This window comes from Peptostreptococcus sp. D1 (assembly GCF_900112955.1).
Lineage (GTDB): Bacteria > Bacillota > Clostridia > Peptostreptococcales > Peptostreptococcaceae > Peptostreptococcus.
The window spans coordinates 83478-109434 of sequence record NZ_FONP01000007.1 but is presented as its reverse complement, the minus strand read 5'-3'; the positions used below and the strand labels follow the sequence as shown (position 1 = coordinate 109434).

At 32.5% G+C, this 25957-nt stretch carries 21 protein-coding genes and 1 pseudogene; 20 read left to right on the top strand and 2 right to left on the bottom strand.

Annotation, left to right across the window (positions count from 1 at the left end; all coding sequences use genetic code 11):
* Nucleotides 1–183 precede the first annotated feature (183 nt).
* The 8 genes and pseudogenes from BM120_RS06705 (at nt 184) to BM120_RS11210 (ending at nt 11287) form a co-directional block, all read left to right on the top strand.
* Nucleotides 184–411, top strand: a complete 228-nt coding sequence (locus BM120_RS06705) for a hypothetical protein (RefSeq protein WP_091994324.1) — start codon at nt 184–186, stop codon at nt 409–411.
* Nucleotides 412–536: 125 nt separating this feature from the next.
* Nucleotides 537–5393, top strand: coding sequence for a Cna B-type domain-containing protein (locus BM120_RS06700; RefSeq protein ID WP_091994321.1), 4857 nt, complete (start codon nt 537–539; stop codon nt 5391–5393).
* Nucleotides 5394–5623: 230 nt separating this feature from the next.
* Nucleotides 5624–5788 carry a UPF0236 family transposase-like protein gene (locus BM120_RS11395; protein WP_143076518.1) on the top strand — a complete coding sequence of 55 codons (165 nt, stop codon included), beginning with the start codon at nt 5624–5626 and terminating at the stop codon, nt 5786–5788.
* Nucleotides 5789–5905: 117 nt separating this feature from the next.
* Entirely contained in the window at nt 5906–6127 is a 222-nt protein-coding gene (locus tag BM120_RS06695) for a helix-turn-helix domain-containing protein (RefSeq protein ID WP_091994319.1), read from the top strand.
* Nucleotides 6114–8168 (top strand): HNH endonuclease, encoded by a 2055-nt coding sequence (locus tag BM120_RS06690; protein WP_177187390.1) that lies wholly within the window; start codon nt 6114–6116, stop codon nt 8166–8168. The genes BM120_RS06695 and BM120_RS06690 overlap by 14 nt, the downstream gene beginning before the upstream one ends.
* 10 nt (nt 8169–8178) lie before the next feature.
* Nucleotides 8179–9000 (top strand): DNA-methyltransferase, encoded by an 822-nt coding sequence (locus BM120_RS06685; RefSeq protein WP_207645705.1) that lies wholly within the window; start codon nt 8179–8181, stop codon nt 8998–9000.
* A complete protein-coding gene (locus tag BM120_RS06680; RefSeq protein ID WP_177187389.1) occupies nt 8990–10375 on the top strand; it encodes a DNA-methyltransferase in 1386 nt (461 codons plus the stop codon). The genes BM120_RS06685 and BM120_RS06680 overlap by 11 nt, the downstream gene beginning before the upstream one ends.
* Before the next feature lie 127 nt (nt 10376–10502).
* Nucleotides 10503–11287, top strand: a pseudogene (locus tag BM120_RS11210) (IS256 family transposase).
* Between the two features lie 265 nt (nt 11288–11552).
* Here BM120_RS11210 and BM120_RS06670 read toward each other — a convergent pair.
* Nucleotides 11553–12704, bottom strand: a complete 1152-nt coding sequence (locus BM120_RS06670) for a DUF4825 domain-containing protein (RefSeq protein ID WP_091994314.1) — start codon at nt 12702–12704, stop codon at nt 11553–11555.
* Between the two features lie 154 nt (nt 12705–12858).
* On the opposite strand from BM120_RS06670, the gene efp reads away from it, so the two are divergent.
* The 11 genes from efp (at nt 12859) to trmD (ending at nt 23798) form a co-directional block, all read left to right on the top strand.
* Nucleotides 12859–13419: an elongation factor P gene (efp, locus tag BM120_RS06665; protein WP_091994312.1), complete on the top strand. Its 561-nt coding sequence runs from the start codon at nt 12859–12861 to the stop codon at nt 13417–13419.
* 66 nt (nt 13420–13485) lie between these two features.
* Complete coding sequence (gene rnc, locus BM120_RS06660) at nt 13486–14193, top strand: ribonuclease III (RefSeq protein ID WP_091994310.1); 708 nt, start codon at nt 13486–13488, stop codon at nt 14191–14193.
* A gap of 17 nt (nt 14194–14210) precedes the next feature.
* On the top strand, nt 14211–15317 hold the full coding sequence (locus BM120_RS06655) for an elongator complex protein 3 (protein ID WP_091994309.1): 1107 nt from the start codon (nt 14211–14213) through the stop codon (nt 15315–15317).
* 2 nt (nt 15318–15319) lie between these two features.
* Entirely contained in the window at nt 15320–18865 is a 3546-nt protein-coding gene (smc, locus tag BM120_RS06650; protein WP_091994307.1) for a chromosome segregation protein SMC, read from the top strand.
* 162 nt (nt 18866–19027) lie between these two features.
* A complete protein-coding gene (gene ftsY / locus BM120_RS06645) occupies nt 19028–20014 on the top strand; it encodes a signal recognition particle-docking protein FtsY (protein WP_091994306.1) in 987 nt (328 codons plus the stop codon).
* A 216-nt stretch (nt 20015–20230) separates the two neighbouring features.
* Complete coding sequence (gene ylxM / locus BM120_RS06640) at nt 20231–20602, top strand: YlxM family DNA-binding protein (RefSeq protein ID WP_091994305.1); 372 nt, start codon at nt 20231–20233, stop codon at nt 20600–20602.
* Between the two features lies 1 nt (nt 20603).
* On the top strand, nt 20604–21962 hold the full coding sequence (gene ffh, locus BM120_RS06635; protein ID WP_091994303.1) for a signal recognition particle protein: 1359 nt from the start codon (nt 20604–20606) through the stop codon (nt 21960–21962).
* A 69-nt stretch (nt 21963–22031) separates the two neighbouring features.
* Nucleotides 22032–22304, top strand: coding sequence for a 30S ribosomal protein S16 (gene rpsP / locus BM120_RS06630; RefSeq protein WP_091994301.1), 273 nt, complete (start codon nt 22032–22034; stop codon nt 22302–22304).
* A gap of 20 nt (nt 22305–22324) precedes the next feature.
* A complete protein-coding gene (locus tag BM120_RS06625) occupies nt 22325–22558 on the top strand; it encodes a KH domain-containing protein (protein WP_091994300.1) in 234 nt (77 codons plus the stop codon).
* 38 nt (nt 22559–22596) lie between these two features.
* Complete coding sequence (rimM, locus tag BM120_RS06620) at nt 22597–23115, top strand: ribosome maturation factor RimM (protein WP_091994298.1); 519 nt, start codon at nt 22597–22599, stop codon at nt 23113–23115.
* Nucleotides 23115–23798 carry a tRNA (guanosine(37)-N1)-methyltransferase TrmD gene (trmD, locus tag BM120_RS06615; protein WP_091994297.1) on the top strand — a complete coding sequence of 228 codons (684 nt, stop codon included), beginning with the start codon at nt 23115–23117 and terminating at the stop codon, nt 23796–23798. The genes rimM and trmD overlap by 1 nt, the downstream gene beginning before the upstream one ends.
* 304 nt (nt 23799–24102) lie before the next feature.
* On the opposite strand, the gene tyrS is transcribed toward trmD, so the two are convergent.
* Nucleotides 24103–25329: a tyrosine--tRNA ligase gene (gene tyrS / locus BM120_RS06610; protein ID WP_091994295.1), complete on the bottom strand. Its 1227-nt coding sequence runs from the start codon at nt 25327–25329 to the stop codon at nt 24103–24105.
* A 264-nt stretch (nt 25330–25593) separates the two neighbouring features.
* Here tyrS and rplS point away from each other — a divergent pair, with 264 nt between their 5' ends.
* Entirely contained in the window at nt 25594–25947 is a 354-nt protein-coding gene (rplS, locus tag BM120_RS06605; protein WP_091994294.1) for a 50S ribosomal protein L19, read from the top strand.
* The last annotated feature ends 10 nt before the right edge of the window (nt 25948–25957 follow it).

Here is a 25957-nt window from a genome sequence, read left to right as displayed (position 1 = left end):
AGGAGTGTATATCTTTTGCTTTTACAGATGTTAATATCTGAATCTTTCTTTTGAAGAGATGTTATTAGAATTTGTACTATTCAAAGGCAAAAAACAGCAATAAGTGTCAAATGCATTTTATTGCATTTTCACTTAAATTATAGTATAATATTTATGAAAAATTTTCAAAAGGGTTGACATACGATGGAAGGTAAGAACATAATAATTAGACAGACAGACAGACAGACAGACAGACAGACAGACAGACAGACAGACAGACAGACAGACAGACAGACAGATGAATTAACTATCTGTAAATTAAAATATAATAGTTTAAAAAGCGAACAAAAAACACGTTCTGATACATTTAGTACGTGTTGTTTTTGTTCGCTTTTTTTGTTGCGTGTAGAAAGAAGGTGTCTGACAATGTAAAATTACATACTTTATTGCAGACATTTTCAAAAATTTTTATTGATTAGCGGATTTAGATTTTGACAAATAAGAGAAAAGATGAGGGAAATAAGTTATAAAAAAATTAAAAATAAGGAGGTAAATGGATGATTAGAAAAATAAGGAAATTAGTAAGTCTGTTTACAGCACTGGTGATTATTTTTAATTTAATACCGATGAGTGCTGTATATGCAGATGATGTAGGTTTACAAAGTTCAGGCGGGGTTTATGCAAAAAGGCAAGGAACTTTTGAAGAGTCCGCAAAGCTGAAAGATTTTGTCTATTTTGCGGATTGGAGCAAGGCGACAAATCTTGCAGAAGACGGTTCTGTTCAAGAGGGAACCGAGCTTGTGGTATCACCTGCTGAAGGTTATGAGATTACAGTTAAAGTAACGAAGCTTGCTCCTTTCAGATCTACAGAAATATACAGAGACAGACTGATAGAAAAAGGATACGATCCGGAAGCATCCGGATATGATCCGAATGCAAAGAATGTAGATTACAGAAATAACAGCGATAAGAAATATTATCCAAGTGAGCTTTCTGACCGTTGGGGGAGATTATTAAAAGGCTCAGGCTATAATACGGGAAATGCGAAAGTAGTGCTTCAGCCTAACAGCGATGTAATGGATAGTGGTATTACATTTTCTTTATCAGCAAAGATGAGAGGAAAAGAAATTCCCGTACATCCGATTATTTTAGACGGGGAATCCATCAGTGATTATGAAGTGCAGATTATAACGACGGACGGAGGTCCGTTTAGATTAATTGATATGTCGAGGGTTAGTGAAGACATTAAGGCTCCGACAATCAGTGATATATCAACGCTTAGCACGCAGGTTCCGGTGCATACACCTTGTCCGAAGTATAAGTGGGATGCGGTTGTTAACGACAGTCCGTATGCAGGACAGGACACTCAGGTAGTCGGACCGTATATTACACAGAATAATCAATTAACACCGTTTTTTGTATCACAAAATGCCAAGACCATATCAAGCTATAACATTACTTATGGACAACAGGGCATTACCTTAGGTTTTGTAATCGGTTTTGACAGCGGTGATGCAGAAAGCAGTTACGGTACTCCTTTGCACTTTGTAGATTTGATAGCATCGTCAAATTCGCAAGAGAAATTAGATACGTTAGATAGTCATGAAGATGCAACGCTTTTAGTCAACAGAAGCTTTAACTCTCCTTTTCTCGGCTCTGTAAAGCCGGATACAGATGATATTACAAATAGCACTGATGAAAGGTGGACTTATGATGATACACATGATGCGCTTGATGTCAAAGGTGATGAAGGAGAACAACAATTAACGGGAGACAAATATCCTACATTCCATCTTGGAACAGATGAAGAGTACATCCTTCCTGTCATTGCCAACTTAAACGGTGCAGATTCTGCTAATGTATCAGCATGGATTGACTTTAACCAAAACGGAACCTTTGATGAAACGGAACGAGTAACAAGTCATGTTAGCGAAGATGGCGTAATCAATTTGAATTTTGGAAAAAGACTTGAAACAAAACCGACAGATACATTAAATGCCAGAGTCCGTATAGCAACTCAAGCGGAGTTTGTCGAATCACCGACAGGACTCGCACCGGACGGGGAAGTTGAAGATTTTCAAATTCCGGCAGAATATCAGAAAACAAGAGATGTCAAAGTAACCAAGAAATGGGTAGGAAAAGAAGGAAGCTCGGCAACAATAGAGCTTTACGCAGATAAAAGCAAAGTAGACACAGTTACCTTAAATAAAGAAAACAACTGGCAGCATACCTTCACAGACCTTGACAAATACAAGGACGGAGAAGAAATTATCTACACCGTAAAAGAAGTAAAGATAGACAGTTACGATACAGAAATTACAGGCGATATGACAAGCGGATTTGTAGTAACAAATACCAATACAGAGAAAATATCGATACCTGTAACTAAACAGTGGGTAGGAAAGCCGACAGATTCGGTAAAAGTAAAACTGCTTGCAGACAATGCGGAAAAAGAAACAGTTACTCTAAATGCCAAAGGAGAGTGGAAACATACCTTTACAGATCTTTTGAAGTATGACAAAAAAGACGGACACGAAATAGTATATAGCATAGAAGAAGTAAATATAGAAGGCTATACTACAGGAATTACAGGAACGTCAGAAAACGGCTTTACAATTACAAATACAATTACAGGAAAAGTATCTGTGCCTGTAACCAAGAAATGGGTAGGAAAAGAAGGAGCTTCTGCTACAATAGAACTTTACGCAGATAAAAGCAAAGTAGATACAGTTACCTTAAATAAAGAAAATAACTGGCAGCATACCTTCACAGACCTTGACAAATACAAGGACGGAGAAGAAATTATCTACACCGTAAAAGAAGTAAAGATAGACAATTACGATACAGAAATTACAGGCGATATGACAAGCGGATTTGTAGTAACAAATACCAATACAGAAAAAATATCAGTACCTGTAACCAAGAAATGGGTAGGTAAAGAAGGTGCTTCTGCTACAATAGAACTTTACGCAGATAAAAGCAAAGTAGACACAGTAACCTTAAATAAAGAAAACAACTGGCAGCATACCTTCACAGACCTTGATAAATACAAGGACGGAGAAGAAATTACCTACACCGTAAAAGAAGTAAAGATAGACAATTACGATACAGAAATTACAGGCGATATGACAAATGGATTTGTAGTAACAAATACCAATACGGAAAAAATATCAATGCCTGTAACAAAGAAATGGATAGGACCTGAAAAAGACTCCGTTACGGTAAAACTTCTTGCAGACGGAAAAGAAGTTTCAGGAAAGACTCTGAAACTGAACAAAGAAGGAGACTGGAAAGGCACATTCAAGGATCTTCCAAAATACAATAAAGACGGAAGCGAAATCAAGTACGATGTAGCGGAAGTAAATATTGCATTTTATGAAAGTAACAAGACAGGAGATGCCAAGAACGGTTTTGTCATAACCAACAAGCATATTCCTCCGAAGAAAGAGGTATTTAAAGGAAGCAATACTACCAATATAGACGGAGAGACAGTTCAGCCCGGACAGGAATTGACCTATGCCATTACTTACAAAAATACAACGGATAAAGATGTAAAGGCTACAATTACAGATAAGATTCCGACTCATACGAAGTTTGTATCAGCAGATAACGAAGGGAAAGAAGAAGGCGGAGTAGTAACTTGGAAAGTAGATGTAACAAAAGGTCAGAGCGTTACCGTTAAATTTACAGTAAAGGTTGATTCTGATGTTAACGGAGCACCGTTAAATAACAAGGCAAAGGTAAACGACGGCAATAACGAAGCAGATACTAACGAAGTAAACAATCCGACTCCAAAAGAGCCTGTTAAGGAAGTATTGGAATTTGGAACTACTACAAAGATAGACGGCAAAAGGGTAGAAGCAGGTCAAAAGATTACTTATTCCATTACCTATGAAAACACCACAGGAAAAGATGCTGATGTCACTATTATAGATAAGATTCCTTCACATACAAAGTTTGTGTCAGCAGATAACGAAGGAAAAGAAGAAGGCGGATCAGTAATATGGAAGAAGAAGGTTACAAAGGGAGGTACCTTAGTAGTTACTTTTACTGTTCAGGTTGATGAAAATGTAAACGGAGAGACTATCAAGAATAAGGCAAAGGCGAATGACGGAAATAACGACTATGATACCAATGAAGTAACCAACCCAACTCCAACTAAACCTAAAAAGGAAGTTTTTGAAGGTAATACAAGTATAAATATCGACGGAAAGGCAGTAAAACCCGGACAAGAACTGACTTATGCCATCACCTACAAGAATACTACAGGAGAAGATGTGGAGGCAATTATCACAGATAAACTACCTGCACATACAACATTCGTATCGGCAGATAACGAGGGGAAAGAAGAAGGCGGAGTAGTAACTTGGAAGGCTAATGTAAAAGACGGTAAGAGTATTACGGTTAAATTTACAGTAAAGGTTGATAAAGATGTTAATGGAGAGGCGATAGATAATCAGGCTAAAGTGAATGACGGTAAGCATGATTACAATACAAATCAGACTCATAACCCGACGACTACCGTACCTAAAAAGGAAGTTTTTGAAGGAGATACAAGCACAAATATAGACGGAGAGGCAGTGAAACCCGGACAGGAACTGACCTACACCATTACCTACAAAAACACAAAGGGTAAAGAAGCGGATGTAATCATAACCGATAAAATTCCGGCACATACTGAGTTTATATCTGCGGATAACGGTGGAAATAACGAAAACGGAATTGTTACATGGAAAAAGAAGGTAGCTGAGGGAGAAACACTTAGAGTCAGCTTTAAAGTAAAAGTATCCGGCGATGTTAAGGGAGAAGTTCTTAAGAATACAGCTAAGGTAAATGACGGAGAAGGTGATTTCGACACAAATGAAGTAACAAATCCGACTCCGACACCGCCGACAAAGAAGGTATTCAAAGGAATTGATACTACTGATATCGACGGAAAAGAAGTGAAAGTCGGTGAAACATTAACATACAAGGTAAGCTATCATAATACAACAGGTAAGGGTCAAAAAGTCGTTATTGAAGATAAGATACCTGAATTTACAAGCTATGTAGAAGGTTCAGCAGACAATAACGGAGTTTATAAAGACGGTAAAATTATTTGGACAAAAGAAAATGTAGCAGCCGGTGAAACATTTGAAGTAACATTCAAGGTGAAAGTAGAAAAATCGGCATCAGGGAAAACTCTTATCAACGAAGCTTTGGTAAGAGCAGGAAAGAATGAGTCTAAGACAAACAAAATAACAAATCCTGTACCTGAAATTCCGCCAACACCGCCTATAGATGAACCTAAAAAGCCCGGAACATTGCCAAAGACAGGAGATGGGGCAAATTTGTCTTTATATGCAGGATTAATTCTTTTATCAGGCAGTGTGCTGATTGTGTTAGGTATCAGACGTAGAGAAAAAACAAAGTAGAAAATTGCAAAACTATAAGCTTTTTGATGTGTACCCTCCCAAAAAATTGGGGGGTACAACAGTTATTAAAATAATTTGATAAAGAATAAGAGGGGAATTCTCAGAATTAAGAACAAATAAGAAATTAAGAGTAGGAGACAAGTGAATGTTTGGAAAAGAAAGTAAGAAATTAACAAGTCTGTTTGTAGCTTTAATAGTTATTTTTAATTTATTACCATTTAGCATGGTTTATGCAAATGATGGGATATATTCAAAAAAACTATGATGTAGGTGAGCTAGAAAAATTGTATATTCATGTAGATGGAGGGATAAGGATAAAAAACGGGCTAAAAGATTATAGGCAAAGGGTCTATGTTTGTGATGGATTTCATGTAAAAAAATACTTAGGAAATTAGGATGAAAAAACTCCATAAAAAGTTGACACTATCTAAAGATATATAAGGTTTGTTTAAAGGTTATATTTTTGGTATAATATAAATAATTAGATAATTAATTTAGAGAGGAAGTTAAAAATGAAATTTAGCTATAAGTCATTGTGGAAGTTACTTATAGATAAAAATATGACTAATAAAGAACTCATGGATAGAGTAAATATGATTAATAGTACCTTGCATAAATTAAGAAACGATAAAAATGTTAAAACTGATGTATTATTAAGAATATGCACAGAATTAAATTGTGATGTATCAAATATAGTTGTATGTGTGGAGGAAAATTATGATGACAAAAATTGATGATTTTATAGATAATATAACGCCAAGTAATTACTTTATTACTAAATCCATGGAAATGTCTAAAATTAAAAGTTCTGGAACATTGTGGTATACCAAAAAATATATTGTTCTATATGATGCGATATTCATTTCTAAAAAAATCGACACCAAAGAAGGAATTAATGAAATTATAAGAAATTTTAATAACTACATTAGTACTCTTCCAGAATCAGTTAAAGACGATGCTGAAAGGTTTTTCTTTCCTAAACACGCTGATTTGAGAGGAGATTTTAGGACTTATAATGAATTTGCAGGAGTAGTCGATATTAACGAAGATAAAAAGTCATATTATTCTAATGTAAATAAATACTATTTTATTTATTTAATGAATATTGGCGGACAATCAGGAGTTAAAGCGTTTATAAAAGAGCATTTGTATAGACCGGACTTTGAAGTTTCAAATTTACCAGAAATAATAAAAGAATTTCAAAAGAATAATCCTAAGAAAAAAGTGGATATTACAGGAACTATAAATGATTTTCATGCTTCATTAAGAAATGAAAGACAAATATTATTTTATTATGGGTATTTTCATTCAAGAAATAATGGAGCAGGTAATGATAATGAATTTTCTAGTTTAACTCCTATTGGAGAAATAGCTGTAAAGGCTAATTCTAAGGAATTTTCTATAATTTGGGAACATCAAAAAATAAAGATGGTTTCCCAACCTGTAACTATTGAATTTCCTTCTATAAAAAATTGTCAAAATTGTTTTTCTGATAAATTTAAAATAAATTATAGTCCTTATTTTTCAATTCTTAGGTGTTTAGAAAAATATAAACAGATATTTCCAAGATTTTACGATAGAATTTTATCAAGAAGTAATAATGATAATATAGATGATATTATTAAAAATTATGATGAATTCGTGGAGTCAATACCAAAAGTAGAAACATATCTGGATAGTTTTAATTTGAGAACTGAAAATAAAAATGAGGATTTTGAAAAAGAAATAAAGAAGTATATGTTAGGAATCAGAACTGATTTTTATAAGGATAATAGTGAGAATTACTTAGGCTTCGTTTCTTCTACATCAAATAATGGCTGGATCCTACAGAATGAAGAAAAATTCAATATTCTTTTTAAGATTTATGAAATAATTGAAAATTATAAATTGAATAAATATAATCTATTATTTGATAGATGTGAAAAGGAATTGAGAAAAAAATATGAATCTGTTTACACAGGTAATGTTTATGAAAAAAATCATAGAATAAAGATGGAGTGGGATTTATATAACATTAAAGTTGAGAAAACTATCCTCTTTTCTTTAGTAATATGCGAATATTTAATATTTAACAGAATCGATGTGGGATCAATTATTACTGAACAAGTTTATACGTATTTCAATGAATACTTTATTAATATATTGAAAAGCTTGAATTTAACTAAGAAACAAGAAATTATTAGAGAAATTAAACGAATTGTTGAAATGATAAAAGTTGGAGAACTAGTAGAAATTGATGAAATTGAGGAAAACTCTGTTGATTTAAATTATATTAACCAATTTAGCAGCTTAAATACAGAAGATTTAAGACGAAAAATTATCGAAGTATCTATGGAAAATATTAAACCAACTTTAGAACGTAAACGAGATATGCGTGTTATTTCTCTTCTTAAAAAATTACAATTAATCGAATATTCGGATGAGAATTCATTAATTCCCTGTGAGTGTTGTGGAGAAAAAACATTCATTAAGAATAACAATGAACCATATATAGAGTATCATCATTTAATACCTTTTAGTATTGCTGATGGTCCTGATCATTTCGAGAATATTTTTGGTATATGTCCTATGTGCCATAGAAAAATTCATTTTATAAAAGATTCATTAAAAGAGGATTTATATTTCGGGTTTAATCAAAATAATCATAGAAAAAAAAATATCGCTGATAGGCTTAGAGAATTGTATAAAATAAATGCTTTAAAATCATATCAACTTGAATATGCATTATCTGAAAAAATGATAACAGAAGCTGAATATGAGAAGATAGTTGCATAAGGAGAATATTGTGAAAAAAATTGAGGATTTTATAGGAAAGATTATTAATGATAATTGTATAAAAGTAATGAAAAAAATGCCAAATGAAAGCATAGATCTAACTGTAACCAGTCCTCCGTATGATGATTTAAGAGATTATGAGAATAATTTGGTTTGGAATAATAGAATATTTAGAAAGGTTGCAAGAGAACTTTATAGAGTAACAAAAAAAGGTGGGATAGTGGTATGGGTTATTGGAGATAAAACTTACAAGGGAAACAAGTCCTTAACAAGTTTTCGACATGCACTGTATTTTCAGGAATTAGGCTTTAATGTTTACGATGTTATTATTTACGAAAAATCTGGTTCTGCTCCACCGCATCCAAACAGATATTTTAATTCTTTTGAATATATGTTCGTAATGAGTAAGGGAAAGCCTAAAACAGTTAATTTATTAAGAGATAAAAAGAATTCCTGTGCAGGAATGTCTACTTTTGGAAATATAACTCGTAGAGAGAAAGATGGTAGTTTAGTTGATAAAGGTAGAAAGACAATTAATGAATTTGGTGTTAGAACGAATATATGGAAATATAATAATGGAAAAGGGTTTTCAACTAAAGATAAAATTGCATATGAACATCCAGCTATTTTTCCTGAACAGCTGGTTAAAGATCATGTAATGTCTTGGTCAAATGTTAACGATATTGTTTTAGATCCTTTTGGTGGAAGTGGAACCAGTGCTAAAATTTGTAAAGAATTAGGTAGACGATGGATATATATTGAAAATGTTGAAAAATATTGTCAGATTGCAAGGAAACGAATTGGTGAAATAGATGTTGAAAGTGAAATATAATACAATTATTATAAAAAATAGTATTGATGTAGCTATTAAAATTCTTGAAGAAGAATATTTAAATTTGTCTGAAAGTGGTAACTTTTTTTGTATTGTAAAATCTCAATATAGAGATGGTTATATAGATAAAGATTTTTTTGATTTAATTGAATATGCTACAGAAAAATTGAATCTTTATTATATAAATACAATTGTAATACCGGAAGATACTGATAAATTAGATAATATATTATACTGTGTTTGGTTTGTAAAAGATAAAAAAGAGTTCCATTTTAATAAGGATGAAATTCGAGAAAAGCCAATTTGGAAAGATGTTGAATGGGGAAAAAGGAAAAAAAATTATAATCCTAAAGGAAAGGATCCAGGAAATGTTTGGATTCCAACTAAGGATGATGGTAAGGCTAACATAACAGAACATTTATTACTATCTACTTTTAATGTGTTTGATAGAATTTTAGACGCGACAATATCTGATAATGGCAAGTATTTAATAATTGTTGATAGTGATAAATTACGAAACTATAAATATAATAAATTTGGAGAAATAAGATATATTCCGTTTAAGAGGGACGATATATTTTTAGGTAATTATATATATGTAGGACGTAAAGGAAAAGAAGAAACTAAAGTAATATTTAATACCTCTGAAAATATGGTAGGTATCGAAAATAAATCTATAGATTTAATAGTTACTTCTCCACCATATTGGGATTTAAAGAATTATTATAAGAAAAATCAAATTGGTCAAGAATCATATGATATTTATAGCTCAAGAATGAATACTGTATGGAGTGAATGCTATGATAAACTGAATGATAAGGGGAGTTTATGGATAAATATAAATATTAGGATTAGAAATGGGAAACCTATACTATTACCTAAATTATTCATAGATCAATGTAAGAAAATAGGATTTATTTACAGAGGTATTCTAATTTGGCATAAATCATCAGGAATACCAACAAATTCTAAGAACTTAAGTGACCATCATGAATATGTTTTAATTTTTACAAAATCAAATGATACAAAAATAAATATAAAAAAACTATTTGAGTTTAAAGATTATAAAAATGATACTATTTCTGGTAAACTTTTTTGGAATATTAATAGAAAGGCAGGGAGTGTAGGAAAGAATACCATACATCCAGCGATTTTTCCTACAGAATTAATTAATAGAATTGTTAATGTTTCCACTTTAGAGTGTGATTTTGTATTAGATCCATTTTTAGGGAGTGGAACTAGTCTTATTGCAGCAGTTAATAATAAAAGAAATTTTATAGGCTATGAGTTTAATGAAGGTTTTAAAAATTTGATGGATGAAAGATTTAATAGAGAGTTGATAAATGATGAAATAGAAGTGAAATTTATCTTTTAGAAAGAGTGTGTGAAGTTTTTTTCAAGAGTATGCAAAAAAGCCTGTAAATAAAAATAAGTCCTTCTATAGTAAAATATATAATTATCATAGGAGGGATTTTTGATATGAGAAGAAAAAAAGAAAACCAATGAATCCAACAAAAAAGAATATAATTGCAGAGTTAATATCAACATATGATATAAAGACAGCAAAAGATATTCAAGAAGCGTTAAAAGACTTGTTAGGAGAGACTCTTCAAGATATGCTTGAGTCAGAAATGAATGAACATCTAGGAATAAATAAAGATGGTCTAAAGGAAGCTTTAGGAATGTATGTAGGTGATGGAAAATCTTCAAAATACTGGCTTACAATTTTTAATGAATTAAAAAATAGAGGATTAAAAGACATAATAATACTTTGTGCAGATGGATTGTCAGGAATAAAAGAATCGATAAATGTAGCATTTCCTAATACAGAATATCAAAGATGTATTGTTCACCAAGTTAGAAACACATTAAAATATGTATCATACAAGGATAAAAAGTAATTTGCGACAGATTTAAAAGCATATATCTATCAAATAATGAAGAACTGTTTAAACAAAATTTGGATGCTGTAGAAGAAAAATGGTCTGAAAAATATCCAAATGCAATGAAATCTTGGTATGTAAACTGGAATTATATAACACCAATTTACAAGCTTTCGCCAGAAGCTAGGAAGGTAATTTATACAACAAATGCCATAGAAAGCTTGAATTTACAATTTAAACGCTTGAATAGAAATATAAGTGTATTTTCAACAAAGATGTCATTATAAAAAGTACTGTATTTATAAATAAATAAGATTAGCAAAAAATGGAATCAGCCTACTAGAAATTGGGGAATCATTTTTGGAGAATTATCAATAATGTATGAAGAACGCATAGGATATTAATATCAAAAAAACTGAAAACCATCAGTTTTCATTGACATGCAAAAAAATAAATAATAATATGAAATCAGAGCAGGCTTTCTGAAAAGCCTACTCTGAAGGTCATTTATTATATAAAATCAATTTGTCTAATAGTCAAAATTAACATAGAAGGCAATTTTACAGAAAAAATTCTATATTCTCCTGTTTCGCTAATAAATTCTAACTTTTGGGGGTCACATCATTTTTGATTTTAATTTACAGACTTTTTTTCACAGTCTCAATTTTATTAGTTATTAAACAGCATATATTTTTCATTTGCTTCATTGTTTATCAGTACAAGATTTTTCTTATCCTTAGTAGATTCAAGTGAAAATTTATATTTCGTCAATTTATATCGTGGAGCCAAATCAATTGATGGATTCATTCCCTCCATTGTAGGCAAAACGCCGGTTATCTTCGTAAGCTCGTTTTTTTCAACATTGTATTTATACCAATAATCTAACTTTGTCGAACCGAACTCGTATACATAAATTGTCTTAAAATCCTTTGAAATTGTAGTTATTCTGCAGACTTCGCCTTGAATTGAGGTTGACATTTTTCCATCATCAATTATTATACTATTTTCTAATTTTTTATCTTTAATATTGAAGATAAAAATTGCTTTTCCATTAGCTAAGCAAACCTTGTCAGTGTTATATCCGTTGATTAGGTACCAAGTAGGGTCAGCATTAAAGCTATTATTTTCTGTCATGAAGGTATTAAAGTCAACTTTCTTTAGAGCGTTATTTGCAGGTTCTTCCTTATTATTTTTATAGGAGCTTCTAACATTTCCCCTTTCTCTACTGTAACTTGCTGCAGAATTTACCATGGATGCGAAATCAAGCTTTAATTCAGTATCGTTTCTATTTTTTGTGATTGGAGTAGAATCTGTATTATTATCGAAATCCTTTCTTGAAATATCAATTTTTGTTTTGTTATCAATATTCCAAGCTATTGAATCCAGATCCTGTACCAGATAAAAAATAAATATTGATTGATAATCCACAGCTCTTACTGATATAGAACCTACATAGTCGTTAATTTCTCGTGTGGACTTTAAATTAATAACCAAGCTTTTATTGGAGTCATCTTTTGGAAATTCAACATTTATTTTTTTTACTTCATCGCTCATTGGAATTTGATTTATTATTGATATTATTTTTTCCTTGTCGTCGAAAGATGTGTTTTTATTTTCCATAAGCTTGGTAAAATTTTCATCATAGCTTGATGAGACTGACTGGGATACAGATGCCGAATTTTCTAAAGCATTTTCAACGACTGTATTTTTCGAGCATGATATGGTTGCTATTGAAATGAAAACAATCATTGATAATAAGAAAAGTTTTTCCTTAGGTATCAATTTTGGAATATAAAAATCAGAATTTTTTGATGCTTTCACATAAACTCCTCCTTATCGTAAAAAACATTTAACATTACATTCAACTTATAATTATTGTATCATATTTATAATAAAATATCTAGAAATATAGACAAATCAACACCTTAATGGTATAATTAATGAGATAATTATTTGAGTCTATGGAGGATATATAATGGTAACAGCTAGTGATTTTAGAAAAGGTGTAACTTTTGAAAAAGACGGACAGCCATGCTTAGTTGTTGATTTTCAACATGTTAAGCCAGGAAAAGGGGCTGCTTTTGTTAGAACAAAATACAAAAATCTAATAACGGGAGCAATAAGAGAAGAAGCATTCAATCCAAGTGATAAATTCCCAAAAGCCAATATAGAAACTAAGCAGATGCAGTATTTGTACAGTGATGGTGAATTATATTACTTTATGGATGAAGAAACATATGATCAGATACCTCTAAATTATGAGCAGGTAGAAGATGCGATTAAATTCCTAAAGGAAAATGAAGTTGCAACAATAAGATTTTATCAGGGATCACCTTTCCAGGTTGAAGGACCTAATTTTGTAGAGCTGGAAGTAATTGAAACTGAACCAGGAATCAAGGGTGATACTGCGAGTAACGTTACGAAGGCTGCTACAGTTGAAACTGGTGCAGTTATTCAGGTTCCATTGTTTATTAACGTTGGTGACAAGGTTAAGATAGACACTAGAACTAGTGAATATTTATCAAGAGTAAATTAATATTTTGTTCTTTAAACTGGAGGGATTTTTCTCTCCAGTTTAAATTGATAATTGGAGGAATTGTTAATGACATCATTGAAGGAGTCTATGAAAAAAGACTTATTAGAATTTGAAAAAATAATAAATTATAGCTTTAAAAATAAAGAATTACTTCAAATAGCTCTAACTCACTCTTCTTTTGCAAATGAACATAAATGTTTTTTATATAATGAAAGGCTTGAATTTCTGGGAGATTCGGTATTGGGACTTGTAGTTAGCGATTACATTTTTAACGTTAAGAAAAATTTCCCTGAAGGAAAGCTGACAAAGATTAGAGCTACTGTAGTTTGTGAAGAATCCCTTAGTAAAGTTGCAAAGCAAATCAATATCGGAAGCTATCTTTTTTTAGGTAAGGGAGAAAAAATATCTGGAGGAAGAAATAGGATTTCAATATTGGCAGATGCGATTGAAGCAGTTATCGCTGCTATATATATTGACGGTGGGTATGAATGTGCAAAAGAATTTATACTTTTTTACCTAAGAGATACTATTCATAATACAATTGATGGAAATATCTTCAGAGATTACAAAACAATATTACAGGAAATAATTCAAAGCAAGAACGAAAAGCTTACATATAAGCTTGTGGATGAAAAGGGTCCGGATCATAATAAGGAGTTCGAAATGCAGGTTAGGTCTGGTGGAGATGTTCTCGGTGAAGGTAAGGGAAAAAATAAAAAAGAAGCAGAAAAAGAGGCAGCAAAAAATGCCTTGATTAAGATGGGTCAATTGTAGAATAAATGGTGAATAAGTTGAAAAATAAGATAATACCGATTTTCGTTCCTCATCAAGGGTGTCCTCATGATTGTGTTTTTTGTAATCAAAAAAAAATAACTGGAGTTTCGACTGATATGACTGCGGAGAGGACGAGAAGCATAATCGAGGAGTCTCTTAAAACAATACAAAAAGATACGAATCTCGAGATAGCTTTTTTTGGTGGAAGCTTTACTGCGATAGATTCAAATATTCAAAAAGAATTGTTGTCTGTTGCGTATGAATACAAAAAACGTGGACTGGTAAATGATATTAGAATGTCTACAAGACCAGATTGCATTGATTCTGCAGCCTTGAAATTGATAAAATCGTTGGGAACCACTATTATCGAGCTCGGTGTACAGTCCATGGACAACGATGTATTGATTGATAGTCTAAGAGGTCATAATAGTGAAATTGTCAGATATAGCTCTGAATTAATAAAGGCTTTTGGTATAAAATTAGGATTGCAGATGATGGTGGGATTGCCATCGGACACTGAGGAAAAATGTATACAGACAGCGCTTGATTTTGTCGATATGAAGCCTGATTTCGTTAGAATTTATCCAACGATAGTAATAAAGGAAACTGGTCTGGAAAATGCATACTTAGATGGTAGATATGAGCCGTTTGACCTTGATAAATCCATAGATATTGTAAAAAAGCTACTGGTTATTTTTGAAAGAAATAAGATAAAGGTAATTAGGGTGGGGCTACAGTCTACTGACGATATACAAGTGGGTAGAGATATTGTGGCTGGACCATACCATCCTGCTTTTAAGGAGCTGGTTGCCTCAAGGATGGTACAAGATTATTTGGTTTCACTAATAGAAGACAATGAAAAACACGATTTTGATGAAATTGTAGTAATCGCACCAAAGAGGCTAGTATCCACAATAATCGGCAATAAAAAATCGAATGTAAGGTTTTTTTATGATAAATTTGGCTGTAGGCTAAAAACTATTGAAAGCGAAAAAAATTGTGTTAATGTAGGTGACGATATATTAACAGTAATGATAGATGATAAAATAATTTGCAGGACTACAATTTCAGAAATAAATGACAGTTTGTTTGATATTTATGGATTAGGTAGGCGAAAGGAGTAAAGATGTATTTAAAAGGGCTTACTCTAAAAGGGTTTAAATCATTTCCTATGAAAACCGATATATTCTTTGAAAAAGGTGTAACTGCTGTTGTTGGACCAAATGGAAGTGGTAAAAGTAATGTTTCCGATGCCATTAGATGGGTTTTGGGAGAACAAAGCGTGAAAAGTCTACGTGGAGAAAAAATGGAAGACGTTATTTTTTCCGGAACCGACACAAAAAGTGAGATGAATTCATGTGAGGTATCCTTGATTTTAGATAATTCTGAGGGTATTATTGCAGGTGAGAAAGAAATAATAGTAAAGAGAAAAGCATATAGAAACGGTGAGTCGGAATTTTACATCAATAGAAGTAAGTGTAGATTGAAGGATGTAAGAGAGCTATTGATGGATACCGGTATTGGGAAGGATGGATATTCGATTATAGAGCAAGGTAAGGTCGAGGAAATTCTGAGCAATAATCCGGCTACAAAGAGAAAGATTTTTGATGAAGCGTGTGGTATTGCGAAATACAGGTATAAAAAAAATGATGCAGAGAAAAATTTAAAAAAAGCTAGTGATAATTTAACTAGGATAGTTGATATTTTTTCAGAGATTGAAGGGCAGATAAAGCCTCTAGAAAGACAGCAAGCGAAAGCAAAAAAATTTATTGAGTATAGAGATGAATTAAAGCTTATGGAAATCAATGATACTATAAACAAGAGGCTGTCATTTCAAGAAGAAAAGAAAAGCTTTGAATTGTCACTAAATGACATTGAGAGAGAAATAAGTATTTTGGATAGCGAAAAATCGCAGCTAGAAGAAGAAATAGATAAAATTATGATAAAATCAGAGTCGATAGAACAGATAATTGATAGCATAAACGATCAATTGGCAAGCATAAGCGACTCTATTAATAATACAAATATCGAAATTAAAGTGACCTCTGAAAAAATAAAAAATAAAGAAAATGATATTCAGCAGAAAAAATCTGATTTGAAATTGATTGATGATAGAATTAATGTCGACAGAATAGAGCTTGAAAAATCTGAAAAAAGAATTGATGAGAATTCGTACCTCATAGATACCCTTCAAAACGAGCTTGAAGCAATATTTGAAGATAAGCTGTCGGCGGAAAATAAGGTTAATGCAACGAAGAAAAGTATCGATGACAATAAAAACTTATCAATTAGATTACTTGAAGAAAAGGAAAATATATCCAGAAATTTTGCGACTGTAAATGCGAATATTGATAATTTTTGTAGAAGAATAAAAGATGTTGAAGCTGAGAACGATGGTTTAAAATTGGAGCTAGAGAGCTCAAGCAACATTTTGAAGTCAAAGCGTGAAGATGTCGAAAAAATTAAAATAGAAATAGAAAATAATAAAGGTAATATAGATAAACTCGACAATTCGATATTAGAAATTGATAGAAAAATTTTGAGCTTAAATAGAGATATTCAAAATTACAATATTGAAGTCAGCGCCTTACAAAGTAAGCTAAATACCTATAGGGAGATGGAGGCACAGCATGAAGGCTTTAATAAGGGTGTAAAGGAGGTTCTAAAAAATAAAGATATAAAAGGGCTTTATGGTGCCTTGGGCGAGCTTATATCGGTTTCTGCAGCTTATGAAAAAGCGATTGAAGCGGCATTGGGAGCGAGCATTCAAAATGTTGTAGTCGATAGTGAAAGCACTGCAAAGACGGCAATTGAATATCTAAAGAAAAATAATTATGGACGTGTTACATTCTTGCCAGTGAACATTATGAGAGGAAACAAATTATCATTAGATTTATCGAAATTTAGAGAAAAGCCAATTGGAATTTGCTCAGATTTGCTAAACTATGATAAAAAATATTCCGGAGTAATGGAAAATATCCTTGGTAGAGTAATTGTCATGAAGGATATGGACAGTGCTATATCCTTTGCGAAGGAATCCGGTCATAAATACAGATTGGTAACTCTTGATGGTGATATTTTAAATGCTGGAGGTTCAATGACAGGAGGAAGCCTAAAATCTACAGGGGCAATTCTATCAAGAAGGAGGATAATACTAGAGCTAGAGCAAAAAATAGCAAAAAATAAGAACGATATAGCTAACATAGATAATGAGATTTTAGCACTAAAAGAAAGATTATTCTCGACTGAAGCAACAAAAAAGGATGAAATGTATTTGCTCAATGAAAAAGAAAAAGCTTTGTTTTCATTTTCCACAGAGATAAAGGTAGAAGAGGATAGAGTTAAGACTAGAGTGTCAAAAATAGATTCAAACTTGGTGGAGATATCTAGTATTGAAAAAAAATTAGAGGATGAAAAGAAATTGTTCGACGAGATTGAACAAGACATTCAAAGCCTATCTGAAAAAAACGACGATAATACTACTGTTATTGCTGAGCTTGAGTCTGAAATGCTAGCACATCAGAAGGGATTAGAGGAATTTACAAAGCTATTTAATGATAAGAATTTGATTCTTGAGAGAAACAAAAATATTTTTGAAATGAATATAAAGGAATTGAATAGGATAAAGGCAAGCATTGAGGATTCATTGGAAAAAAAGAACGGGTTAAATTTTCAAGTAAGTGTTTTTGAAGAAGAAATCAATTCTCTTGATGATATGCTTGTAAATCTTAATGAAAAATTGGCGGCATATCAAATTGAGCACGATGGTCTATCAGAGAAGCTTTCGGAAAATAAAATTGAAAAGGATGAATTAAGGATAGATATAGATGAAAAAAATACTATGCTAAGACAGAAAACAAGATCATTTTCTGAATACAAGGATCAAAAGTTTAAACTCGATTCAAAGCTTGAAAGAGTTATATTTGGAATGGACTCATTATATGAGTTTCTGAAGGAAAAATACGAGATGAGCTTTGAACAAGCTTTGGGGCTGAAAGATGATGACGTGGAAATAGATTATGCTAAGATAGAGAAGTTAAAAAGATCAATTAAAGCCTTGGGAAATGTAAATTTGGATTCGATTGAAGAGTACGAGGACGTTAAAAGCAGGTATGACTATTACAAGGCTCAAAAAGAGGATCTGGAAGTGTCAATTGAGTCAATCACAAAAATAATAGATGATTTAACTGAAAATATGAAGGTTGAGTTTGTAGAGAGCTTCCATAGGATAAATGAAAATTTCAAAAAAGTATATGTAAAGCTATTTGGTGGTGGAAATGCTAATTTGAGAATAACAGACGATGATGATATTTTGGGCTGTGATATTGAGATAACTGCTCAGCCTCCTGGAAAAAAAATGAAAAACCTAAGTCTGTTATCTGGTGGAGAAAAGGCGTTGACAGCAATTTGTATTCTTTTTGGTATACTCATTTCAAAGCCGACACCATTTTGCATATTAGATGAAATAGAAGCTCCACTTGATGATGTCAATGTTTACAGATTTGGAGAATATTTGAAGGAATTGAGTGAAGATACTCAGTTTATTTCGATTACTCATAGAAGAGGTACTATGGAGGTTGCTGATTATATCTACGGAATAACTATGCAAGAAAAGGGAGTTTCTTCTGTTATCAGTATGAGGCTTAATGATGCAGTAGAGCTTGCAGAGTAGAATTAGAGAAAGTAGCTATAGAGATTTTGGTTATGGTTGAACGAATAGCAAAGAGATATTCACGAGATTATAAATAAGAGAAAATAACCATTGAGATTTTAGCTACACTGATAAAATAACACTTGTGCTTAATTGGAATTGTATTTTCGGAAGGGAGAAATTATGTTTAATTCAAATGAAGAAAAAGACAATATAATCGAAAATGAAGGAAGAGAAAAACCTACCAAAAAAAATGAAGGTATTTTTGCAAGACTATTCAAAGGTTTATCGAAAACTAAAGACAATATTACTGGAAAAATTGATTCAATATTAAAATCGTACACTAAAATAGATGAAGAGTTATTGGAGGAGCTTGAGGAAGTATTGATAGCTGCTGATGTTGGTCTTAACACCACAATGCAGATAATTGACGACCTTAGAGACATAATTAAAGAGAGAGGGGTTAAGGAGCCATCACAAGTAAGAGATCTATTAAAGGAAATAATCGAAACAATTCTTTCAGAAGGTGAAAATGAAATTGTTGTTGAGCCATCGCCTGCTATTATAGTGATGGTTGGTGTAAATGGCGTTGGGAAAACTACTACAATAGGAAAACTAGCTCAGAAGTACAAATCACAAGGAAAAAAGGTTGTATTGGCAGCTGCTGATACATTTAGAGCAGCAGCTTCCGAGCAGCTAGAGATATGGGCAAAAAGAGTTGGAGTTGATATTGTAAAGCATCATGAAGGGGCTGATCCTGGTGCAGTTGTGTTTGATGCAATAAAGGCAACACAGGCGAGAGGAGCAGATATACTTATTTGCGATACTGCTGGTAGACTTCACAACAAGACAAATCTTATGAATGAATTGGGAAAAATATTTAAGATAGTAGAAAGAGAATTTCCAGAAGCAAGGAGGGAGGTATTGCTTGTAGTAGATGCTACGACAGGGCAAAATGCAGTTAGTCAGGCAAAAACCTTTAAAGAGGTTGCTAAAATAACAGGAATAGTTCTTACTAAATTAGATGGTACTGCAAAGGGTGGAGTTGTACTTGCAGTAAAATCTGAAGTAGATGTACCTGTAAAGCTGATCGGTGTGGGAGAAAGCGTTGAGGATTTACAGAAATTCAATGCAAAATCATTTACTGATGCTCTTTTTGGAGATGACTAAAGATAAATAATATTGTAATAAATAAAAACTATTTTAAACTATTTTAGTAAAAGCTGTGTCAAAAAAACTACGACAAGTGGAATAAGAATAAATGTCAACATAATTATAAAATTAATGGTTTCTAATAGTATAAATCTAAAAATTTGTTGACATATACTCATATTTAGAGTATTATATTATCTGTAAGGTTTAAGACCTTTACAGAACGGAGGCTCTATGGATATAGAAAAAATGTTGGAGATTGAAGGCTTATATTCTCAATATGCTTCCCTATTGACTGATAAACAGAGAGATATCATTTCGATGTATTATGATGAAGATTATTCATTAGGTGAAATTAGTCAGATTTTAAAAATTTCCAGACAGAGTGTATACGATAGCTTGAAGAGATCTGAAACCGCACTCAAGGATTATGAGAGTAAGCTTGGAATGATAGATAAAATGAAACAAATAGAGATTTTTGTAAACAGTATAGAAAAGTGTCTTGGCTTTGATAAAGAAAATAAAGAAAATATGACTCTTGAAATTGATGCTGAACGAGTAACTCAGCTTAAAATTATTTTAGATGAAATTAAGGAGCTGATATAATATGATATTTGAAGGTTTATCTGACAAATTACAAAATGCTTTTAGTAAATTAAGATCAAAAGGAAAATTGACTGAATCAGATGTAAAAACAGTGATGAGAGAAGTCAAGATGGCATTACTTGAAGCGGACGTTAACTACAAGGTTGTAAAAGATTTTGTAAAGACAGTTCAGGAGAGATGTGTTGGCGAAGATGTCATGAAGAGTCTTACTCCAGCCCAGATGGTAATAAAAATCGTCAATGACGAATTGACAAAGCTTATGGGAGATGTACAAAGTAAAATTACATTTTCTCAGCAACCGCCGACTATCATAATGATGGTAGGTTTACAGGGGGCAGGTAAAACTACAACCTCTGGAAAGCTGGGTGGATACCTAAAAAAGCAAGGGAAATCACCGCTGCTGGTTGCCTGTGATATCTATAGACCGGCTGCAATTACACAGCTAAAGGTTGTCGGTGAAAAACTGGAAATACCAGTTTTTGAAATGGGGGATAAACAATCTCCGGTTAATATAGCGAAGGCATCAATAGAATTTGCGAAATCAAACAAGCATGATGTCGTGATAATCGATACTGCGGGTAGATTGCACGTAGATGAGATTCTTATGCAGGAATTAAAGGATATTCAATCATACGTAAAACCTCAGGAAATCCTATTGGTTGTAGACTCCATGACAGGACAAGATGCTGTAAATGTATCTGAAAGCTTTAATGAAGCACTTGGAATTGATGGAGTAGTCCTTACGAAGCTTGATGGTGATACAAGAGGTGGTGCTGCATTATCTATTAGAGCAGTTACGAACAAGCCTATAAAGTTTGTAGGTATGGGAGAAAAGCTAGATAATCTTGAGCCTTTTTATCCAGATAGAATGGCATCCAGAATTTTGGGAATGGGCGATATGCTTAGCCTGATAGAAAAAGCACAGGATGCTATGGATATGGAAAAAGCAAAGGAATTAGAGCTAAAGATGAGAAAAAATGAGATGGATTTCGAAGATTTTCTTACTCAGCTTGAGCAAATTCAAAATCTTGGTCCATTAGATAAATTACTGGAGCTAGTTCCTGGTATGGGAGCAATGAAATCTCAAATGGGCAATATCGACACAAATGGCAAAGAGGTCAACAGGACAAAAGCGATAATTCAATCGATGACAATAGAAGAAAGAAGAAATCCTCAGATACTGAATGCTTCGAGAAAGAAGAGAATAGCTAGAGGTAGTGGTACAAATGTACAGGATGTTAATAGACTCATTAAACAGTTTAATGAGATGAAAAAAATGATGAAAATGTTCCAATCAGGTGGTATGATGGGTAAAATGAGAAAGGGAGGATTCCCAAAGCTACCTAATTTACCGTTCTAAAGCTTTGATAAGGAATATATAATAAATAATTATAAAATAATAAAAGGAAAATATTGGAGGTATTTTAAAATGGCAGTAAAAATAAGATTAAGAAGAATGGGAACTCATAAGAAACCTTTTTATAGAGTGATAGTAGCAGATGCAAGATCACCAAGAAATGGTAGATTTATTGAGGAAATAGGATACTACAATCCGTTGACAGAGCCAAAGCAGGTTAAGATTGACGAAGAAAAGGCAATCAAGTGGTTATTAACAGGTGCTCAGCCTACAGAAGTAGTTAAGAAATTATTTGTTTCAAATGGAATAACTGAAAAATTCGACGCTACAAAAGCATCTAAATAGTCCTTTTAGGAGATGATTCTATGAAAGAGCTAGTGGAAGGTATAGCTAAAGCTCTTGTTGACAATCCTGATAAAGTATTTGTTGAGGAAATAGTAGATGGTAAGGATATTCTACTTAAACTAAAGGTTGACGACTCAGAAATGGGAAAGATTATTGGAAAGAAAGGTAGAATAGCAAAATCTATTAGAACAGTATTAAAATCAGTTTCCAACAAGAAAAAAGTTAATGTAACTTTGGAAATAGTTGAAGACTAGGCTTTGCCTAGTCTTTTATTAAGTTTAAGAGGTAGGATATGGCTGAAAAAGTAAATTACTTCAAAGTAGGAAAATTTGTAACTACTAGAGGTTTAAAGGGAGAATTAAAGGTTTACTCTCACACTGATAATATTGAGAGATTTTTGGATTTAAAGTCTTTTTATGTCGGAAATAACAGAGATGAATTGTTCAATGTAGAAAGAGTGAGTATTCTTTCAACTAATATGGTGGTGTTAAAAATAGTAAGCTTTGATACCATTGAATCTGTACAACGATTTATTAACAAATTCATATATGTATCAAGAGATGATGTCTATGCTTTAGAAGATGATGAGATGTTAATTGTCGATATGCTAGGGATGAGCGTTGTGACAGTTGATGGAGAAGTGATTGGAGAGCTGGTTGACGTTCTACAGTATACAGCAAATGATGTGTATGTGGTAAAAAATGAATCAGGAAAAGAATATCTAATTCCTGCTACATATGAAATCGTTCCAGAGATAAATACTAAAGAAAATAAAATAGTGGTTGATCCAATACCGGGGCTGTTAGACTAATGAGAATACATGTTATGACACTTTTTCCTGATATTTTTAAGGCATATATCGGGGAAAGTATGATGAAAAAAGCAGTAGAAAGCTCTATATTAGAGGTTGAATTATACAATATAAGGGATTTTTCGGAAAATAAACATAAAAAGGTTGACGATTATCCGTTCGGAGGAGGTGCTGGCATGGTCATGACTCCACAACCGATATTTTCAACATATGAGTATATCGTCGATAAGTATGAACTGGAAAATCCAAGAGTTATTTATTTGTCGCCAAAGGGGAGAGTTTTCGACCAAAAAATAGCAAAGAGCTTGTCTTTAGAAAACGACATAATATTTTTGTGTGGTCATTATGAAGGTGTTGATCAAAGAATTATCGACCTTATTGTGACTGATGAGATATCTATTGGAGACTATGTTTTGACAGGTGGGGAGTTACCAGCTTTGGTTATGATAGATTCTATTGCAAGGCTGGTGCCAGGAGTATTGAATAGATCTGAAAGTCATGAGGATGAAAGCTTTGAAAATGACCTGCTTGAGTATCCACAGTACACAAGACCTAGGAGCTTTAATGGATTGGAGGTTCCTGAGGTATTGCTTTCCGGCAACCATAAAAAAATAGATGAATGGAGATTTGATGAATCCAAAAAAATCACAATGGAAAGAAGACCTGATTTAATAAAAAAATAGGATATTCAGAAAAATTTTGTATGACTAGCGTTATAACCAAAAAAGGTACGAGGTTAAATACTTCTATCAGGCTATTTATACCAAAAAAATTCATTAGGATAAAAATAAAGCTACAGAAGGTGTCAAAAGTTGTGGTCACCACACATTTGATTTTTTCTGTAGCTTTTATTATTGAGATTTGAATGTAAAATTAGAAATTAATCACTATGTTATATTTATCTAATCATTATCTAGCAATTATGATTTAACTATCTAATCACCATTCTTTAATTATCTAATCATTTGCTTTTAATTATCTAAATACCTATGCTTTAATTATAGCCTTGTGGTAAGTTTTCTTACCCTTTCTTATAATAACTTTATCAGCAAGCATTTCTTTAGTGACATTGAAGTCTATATCTGTCACGCTTTCATCGTTTACATAAACTCCACCTTGCTGGATAAGTCTTCTGATTTCGCTCTTTGAAGGAGCAAGGTCACATTCGATCATTAAATCCATAATATTAATAGCACCATCAGTTAGCTTTGATGAGTCAATTTCTGTTGTAGGCATATTTGAATCGTCTGTACCACCAGCAAAAAGTGCCTTTGAAGCCGTTTCTGCCTTTACTGCCTCTTCTTCTCCATGCACTAGCTTTGTAAGCTCGAAAGCAAGTATCTGTTTTGCTTTATTCAATTCAGCACCTTCCCACTTGTCCATCTTATCAACTTCCTCAAGTGGTATAAAAGTAAGCATTCTAATACATTTTAGAACATCTGCATCTCCAACATTTCTCCAGTATTGGTAGAATTCAAAAGGAGATGTTTTGTTAGGGTCTAGCCAAACTGCACCATTAGCAGTTTTACCCATTTTTTTACCTTCAGAGTTTAATAGTAGAGTAATAGTCATTGCATAGGCATTTTTACCTAATTTTCTTCTGATCAGCTCAGTTCCACCTAGCATATTTGACCATTGATCGTCTCCACCAAACTGCATATTACATCCGTAAGCTTTATATAAGTGATAAAAATCATATGATTGCATTATCATGTAGTTGAATTCCAAGAATGAAAGACCTTTTTCCATTCTGTTTTTATAACATTCAGCTCTTAGCATGTTATTTACAGAAAAGTGAGGACCAACTTCTCTAAGCATTTCAATATAATTCAAGTCCAAAAGCCAATCAGCATTGTTTACCATTATAGCTTTTCCTTCACCAAACTCGATGAATTTTTCCATCTGTACCTTGAAGCAATCACAGTTATGTTGAATTGTTTCCGGTGTCATCATGTTTCTCATATCAGTTCTTCCAGATGGATCGCCTATATATCCAGTTCCACCACCTACAAGAACTACAGGTGTGTTACCAGCCATCTGAAGTCTCTTCATAAGGCATAATGCCATGAAGTGTCCAACGTGTAATGAATCTGCAGTTGGATCGAAACCTATATAGAAAGTGGCTTTACCTGTATTAACTAGTTCTTTGATTTCTGGTTCGTCTGTAACTTGTGCAATTAATCCACGAGCTACTAATTCTTCGTAAATTCCCATTTTCTACACCTCTTTCTGAAAATTAAAAAAATAACTATTTGTTAATTAAGATTTAGTCATTATTATACACCAAACGATGGGAAAAAAAAAGTGAAAAATATAGAATTTCAATAAAAATTAACAATACTACATATTAGTAAAATTTTATTTATCAAAGTATTGACTTTTGAACGTATTATAGATATAATATAGTAGTTATTGAGTACGGGCGTACCTCTTTTACGATGGTCAGTATTTATGTACGTCTATGATTAGGAGGAAAAAATGAACGAATTAATTAAAGCTATTGAAGCAGAACACATTAAGAGCGATGTTCCAAATTTTGGACCAGGGGACACAGTAAAGGTACACGTTAAGATTATCGAAGGTAAGAGAGAAAGAATCCAGGTTTTTGAAGGTGTTGTACTAAAAAGACAAGGTGGAGGAGTTAGAGAAACTTTCACAGTTAGAAAAATATCTTTCGGTGTTGGAGTAGAAAGAACTTTCCCAGTTCACTCACCAAAGGTAGAAAAAATTGAAGTTACTAGATTCGGTAAGGTTAGAAGAGCTAAGATCAACTACCTAAGAGGTAGAGTTGGTAAGGCTGCTAAGATTAAAGAAGCTAGAAACAAAAGATAATCAGTATATT

Excerpts from the sequence above, each read along its gene's own strand:
- BM120_RS06705 (WP_091994324.1), top strand. The coding sequence starts at position 184 with ATGGAAGGTAAGAACATAATAATTAGACAGACAGACAGACAGACAGAC.
- BM120_RS06700 (WP_091994321.1), top strand. The coding sequence starts at position 537 with ATGATTAGAAAAATAAGGAAATTAGTAAGTCTGTTTACAGCACTGGTG.
- BM120_RS11395 (WP_143076518.1), top strand. The coding sequence starts at position 5,624 with ATGCAAATGATGGGATATATTCAAAAAAACTATGATGTAGGTGAGCTA.
- BM120_RS06695 (WP_091994319.1), top strand. The coding sequence starts at position 5,906 with ATGAAATTTAGCTATAAGTCATTGTGGAAGTTACTTATAGATAAAAAT.
- BM120_RS06690 (WP_177187390.1), top strand. The coding sequence starts at position 6,114 with ATGACAAAAATTGATGATTTTATAGATAATATAACGCCAAGTAATTAC.
- efp (WP_091994312.1), top strand. The coding sequence starts at position 12,859 with ATGGTAACAGCTAGTGATTTTAGAAAAGGTGTAACTTTTGAAAAAGAC.
- rnc (WP_091994310.1), top strand. The coding sequence starts at position 13,486 with ATGACATCATTGAAGGAGTCTATGAAAAAAGACTTATTAGAATTTGAA.
- smc (WP_091994307.1), top strand. The coding sequence starts at position 15,320 with ATGTATTTAAAAGGGCTTACTCTAAAAGGGTTTAAATCATTTCCTATG.
- ftsY (WP_091994306.1), top strand. The coding sequence starts at position 19,028 with ATGTTTAATTCAAATGAAGAAAAAGACAATATAATCGAAAATGAAGGA.
- ylxM (WP_091994305.1), top strand. The coding sequence starts at position 20,231 with ATGGATATAGAAAAAATGTTGGAGATTGAAGGCTTATATTCTCAATAT.
- ffh (WP_091994303.1), top strand. The coding sequence starts at position 20,604 with ATGATATTTGAAGGTTTATCTGACAAATTACAAAATGCTTTTAGTAAA.
- rpsP (WP_091994301.1), top strand. The coding sequence starts at position 22,032 with ATGGCAGTAAAAATAAGATTAAGAAGAATGGGAACTCATAAGAAACCT.
- BM120_RS06625 (WP_091994300.1), top strand. The coding sequence starts at position 22,325 with ATGAAAGAGCTAGTGGAAGGTATAGCTAAAGCTCTTGTTGACAATCCT.
- rimM (WP_091994298.1), top strand. The coding sequence starts at position 22,597 with ATGGCTGAAAAAGTAAATTACTTCAAAGTAGGAAAATTTGTAACTACT.
- trmD (WP_091994297.1), top strand. The coding sequence starts at position 23,115 with ATGAGAATACATGTTATGACACTTTTTCCTGATATTTTTAAGGCATAT.
- tyrS (WP_091994295.1), bottom strand. The coding sequence starts at position 25,329 with ATGGGAATTTACGAAGAATTAGTAGCTCGTGGATTAATTGCACAAGTT.
- rplS (WP_091994294.1), top strand. The coding sequence starts at position 25,594 with ATGAACGAATTAATTAAAGCTATTGAAGCAGAACACATTAAGAGCGAT.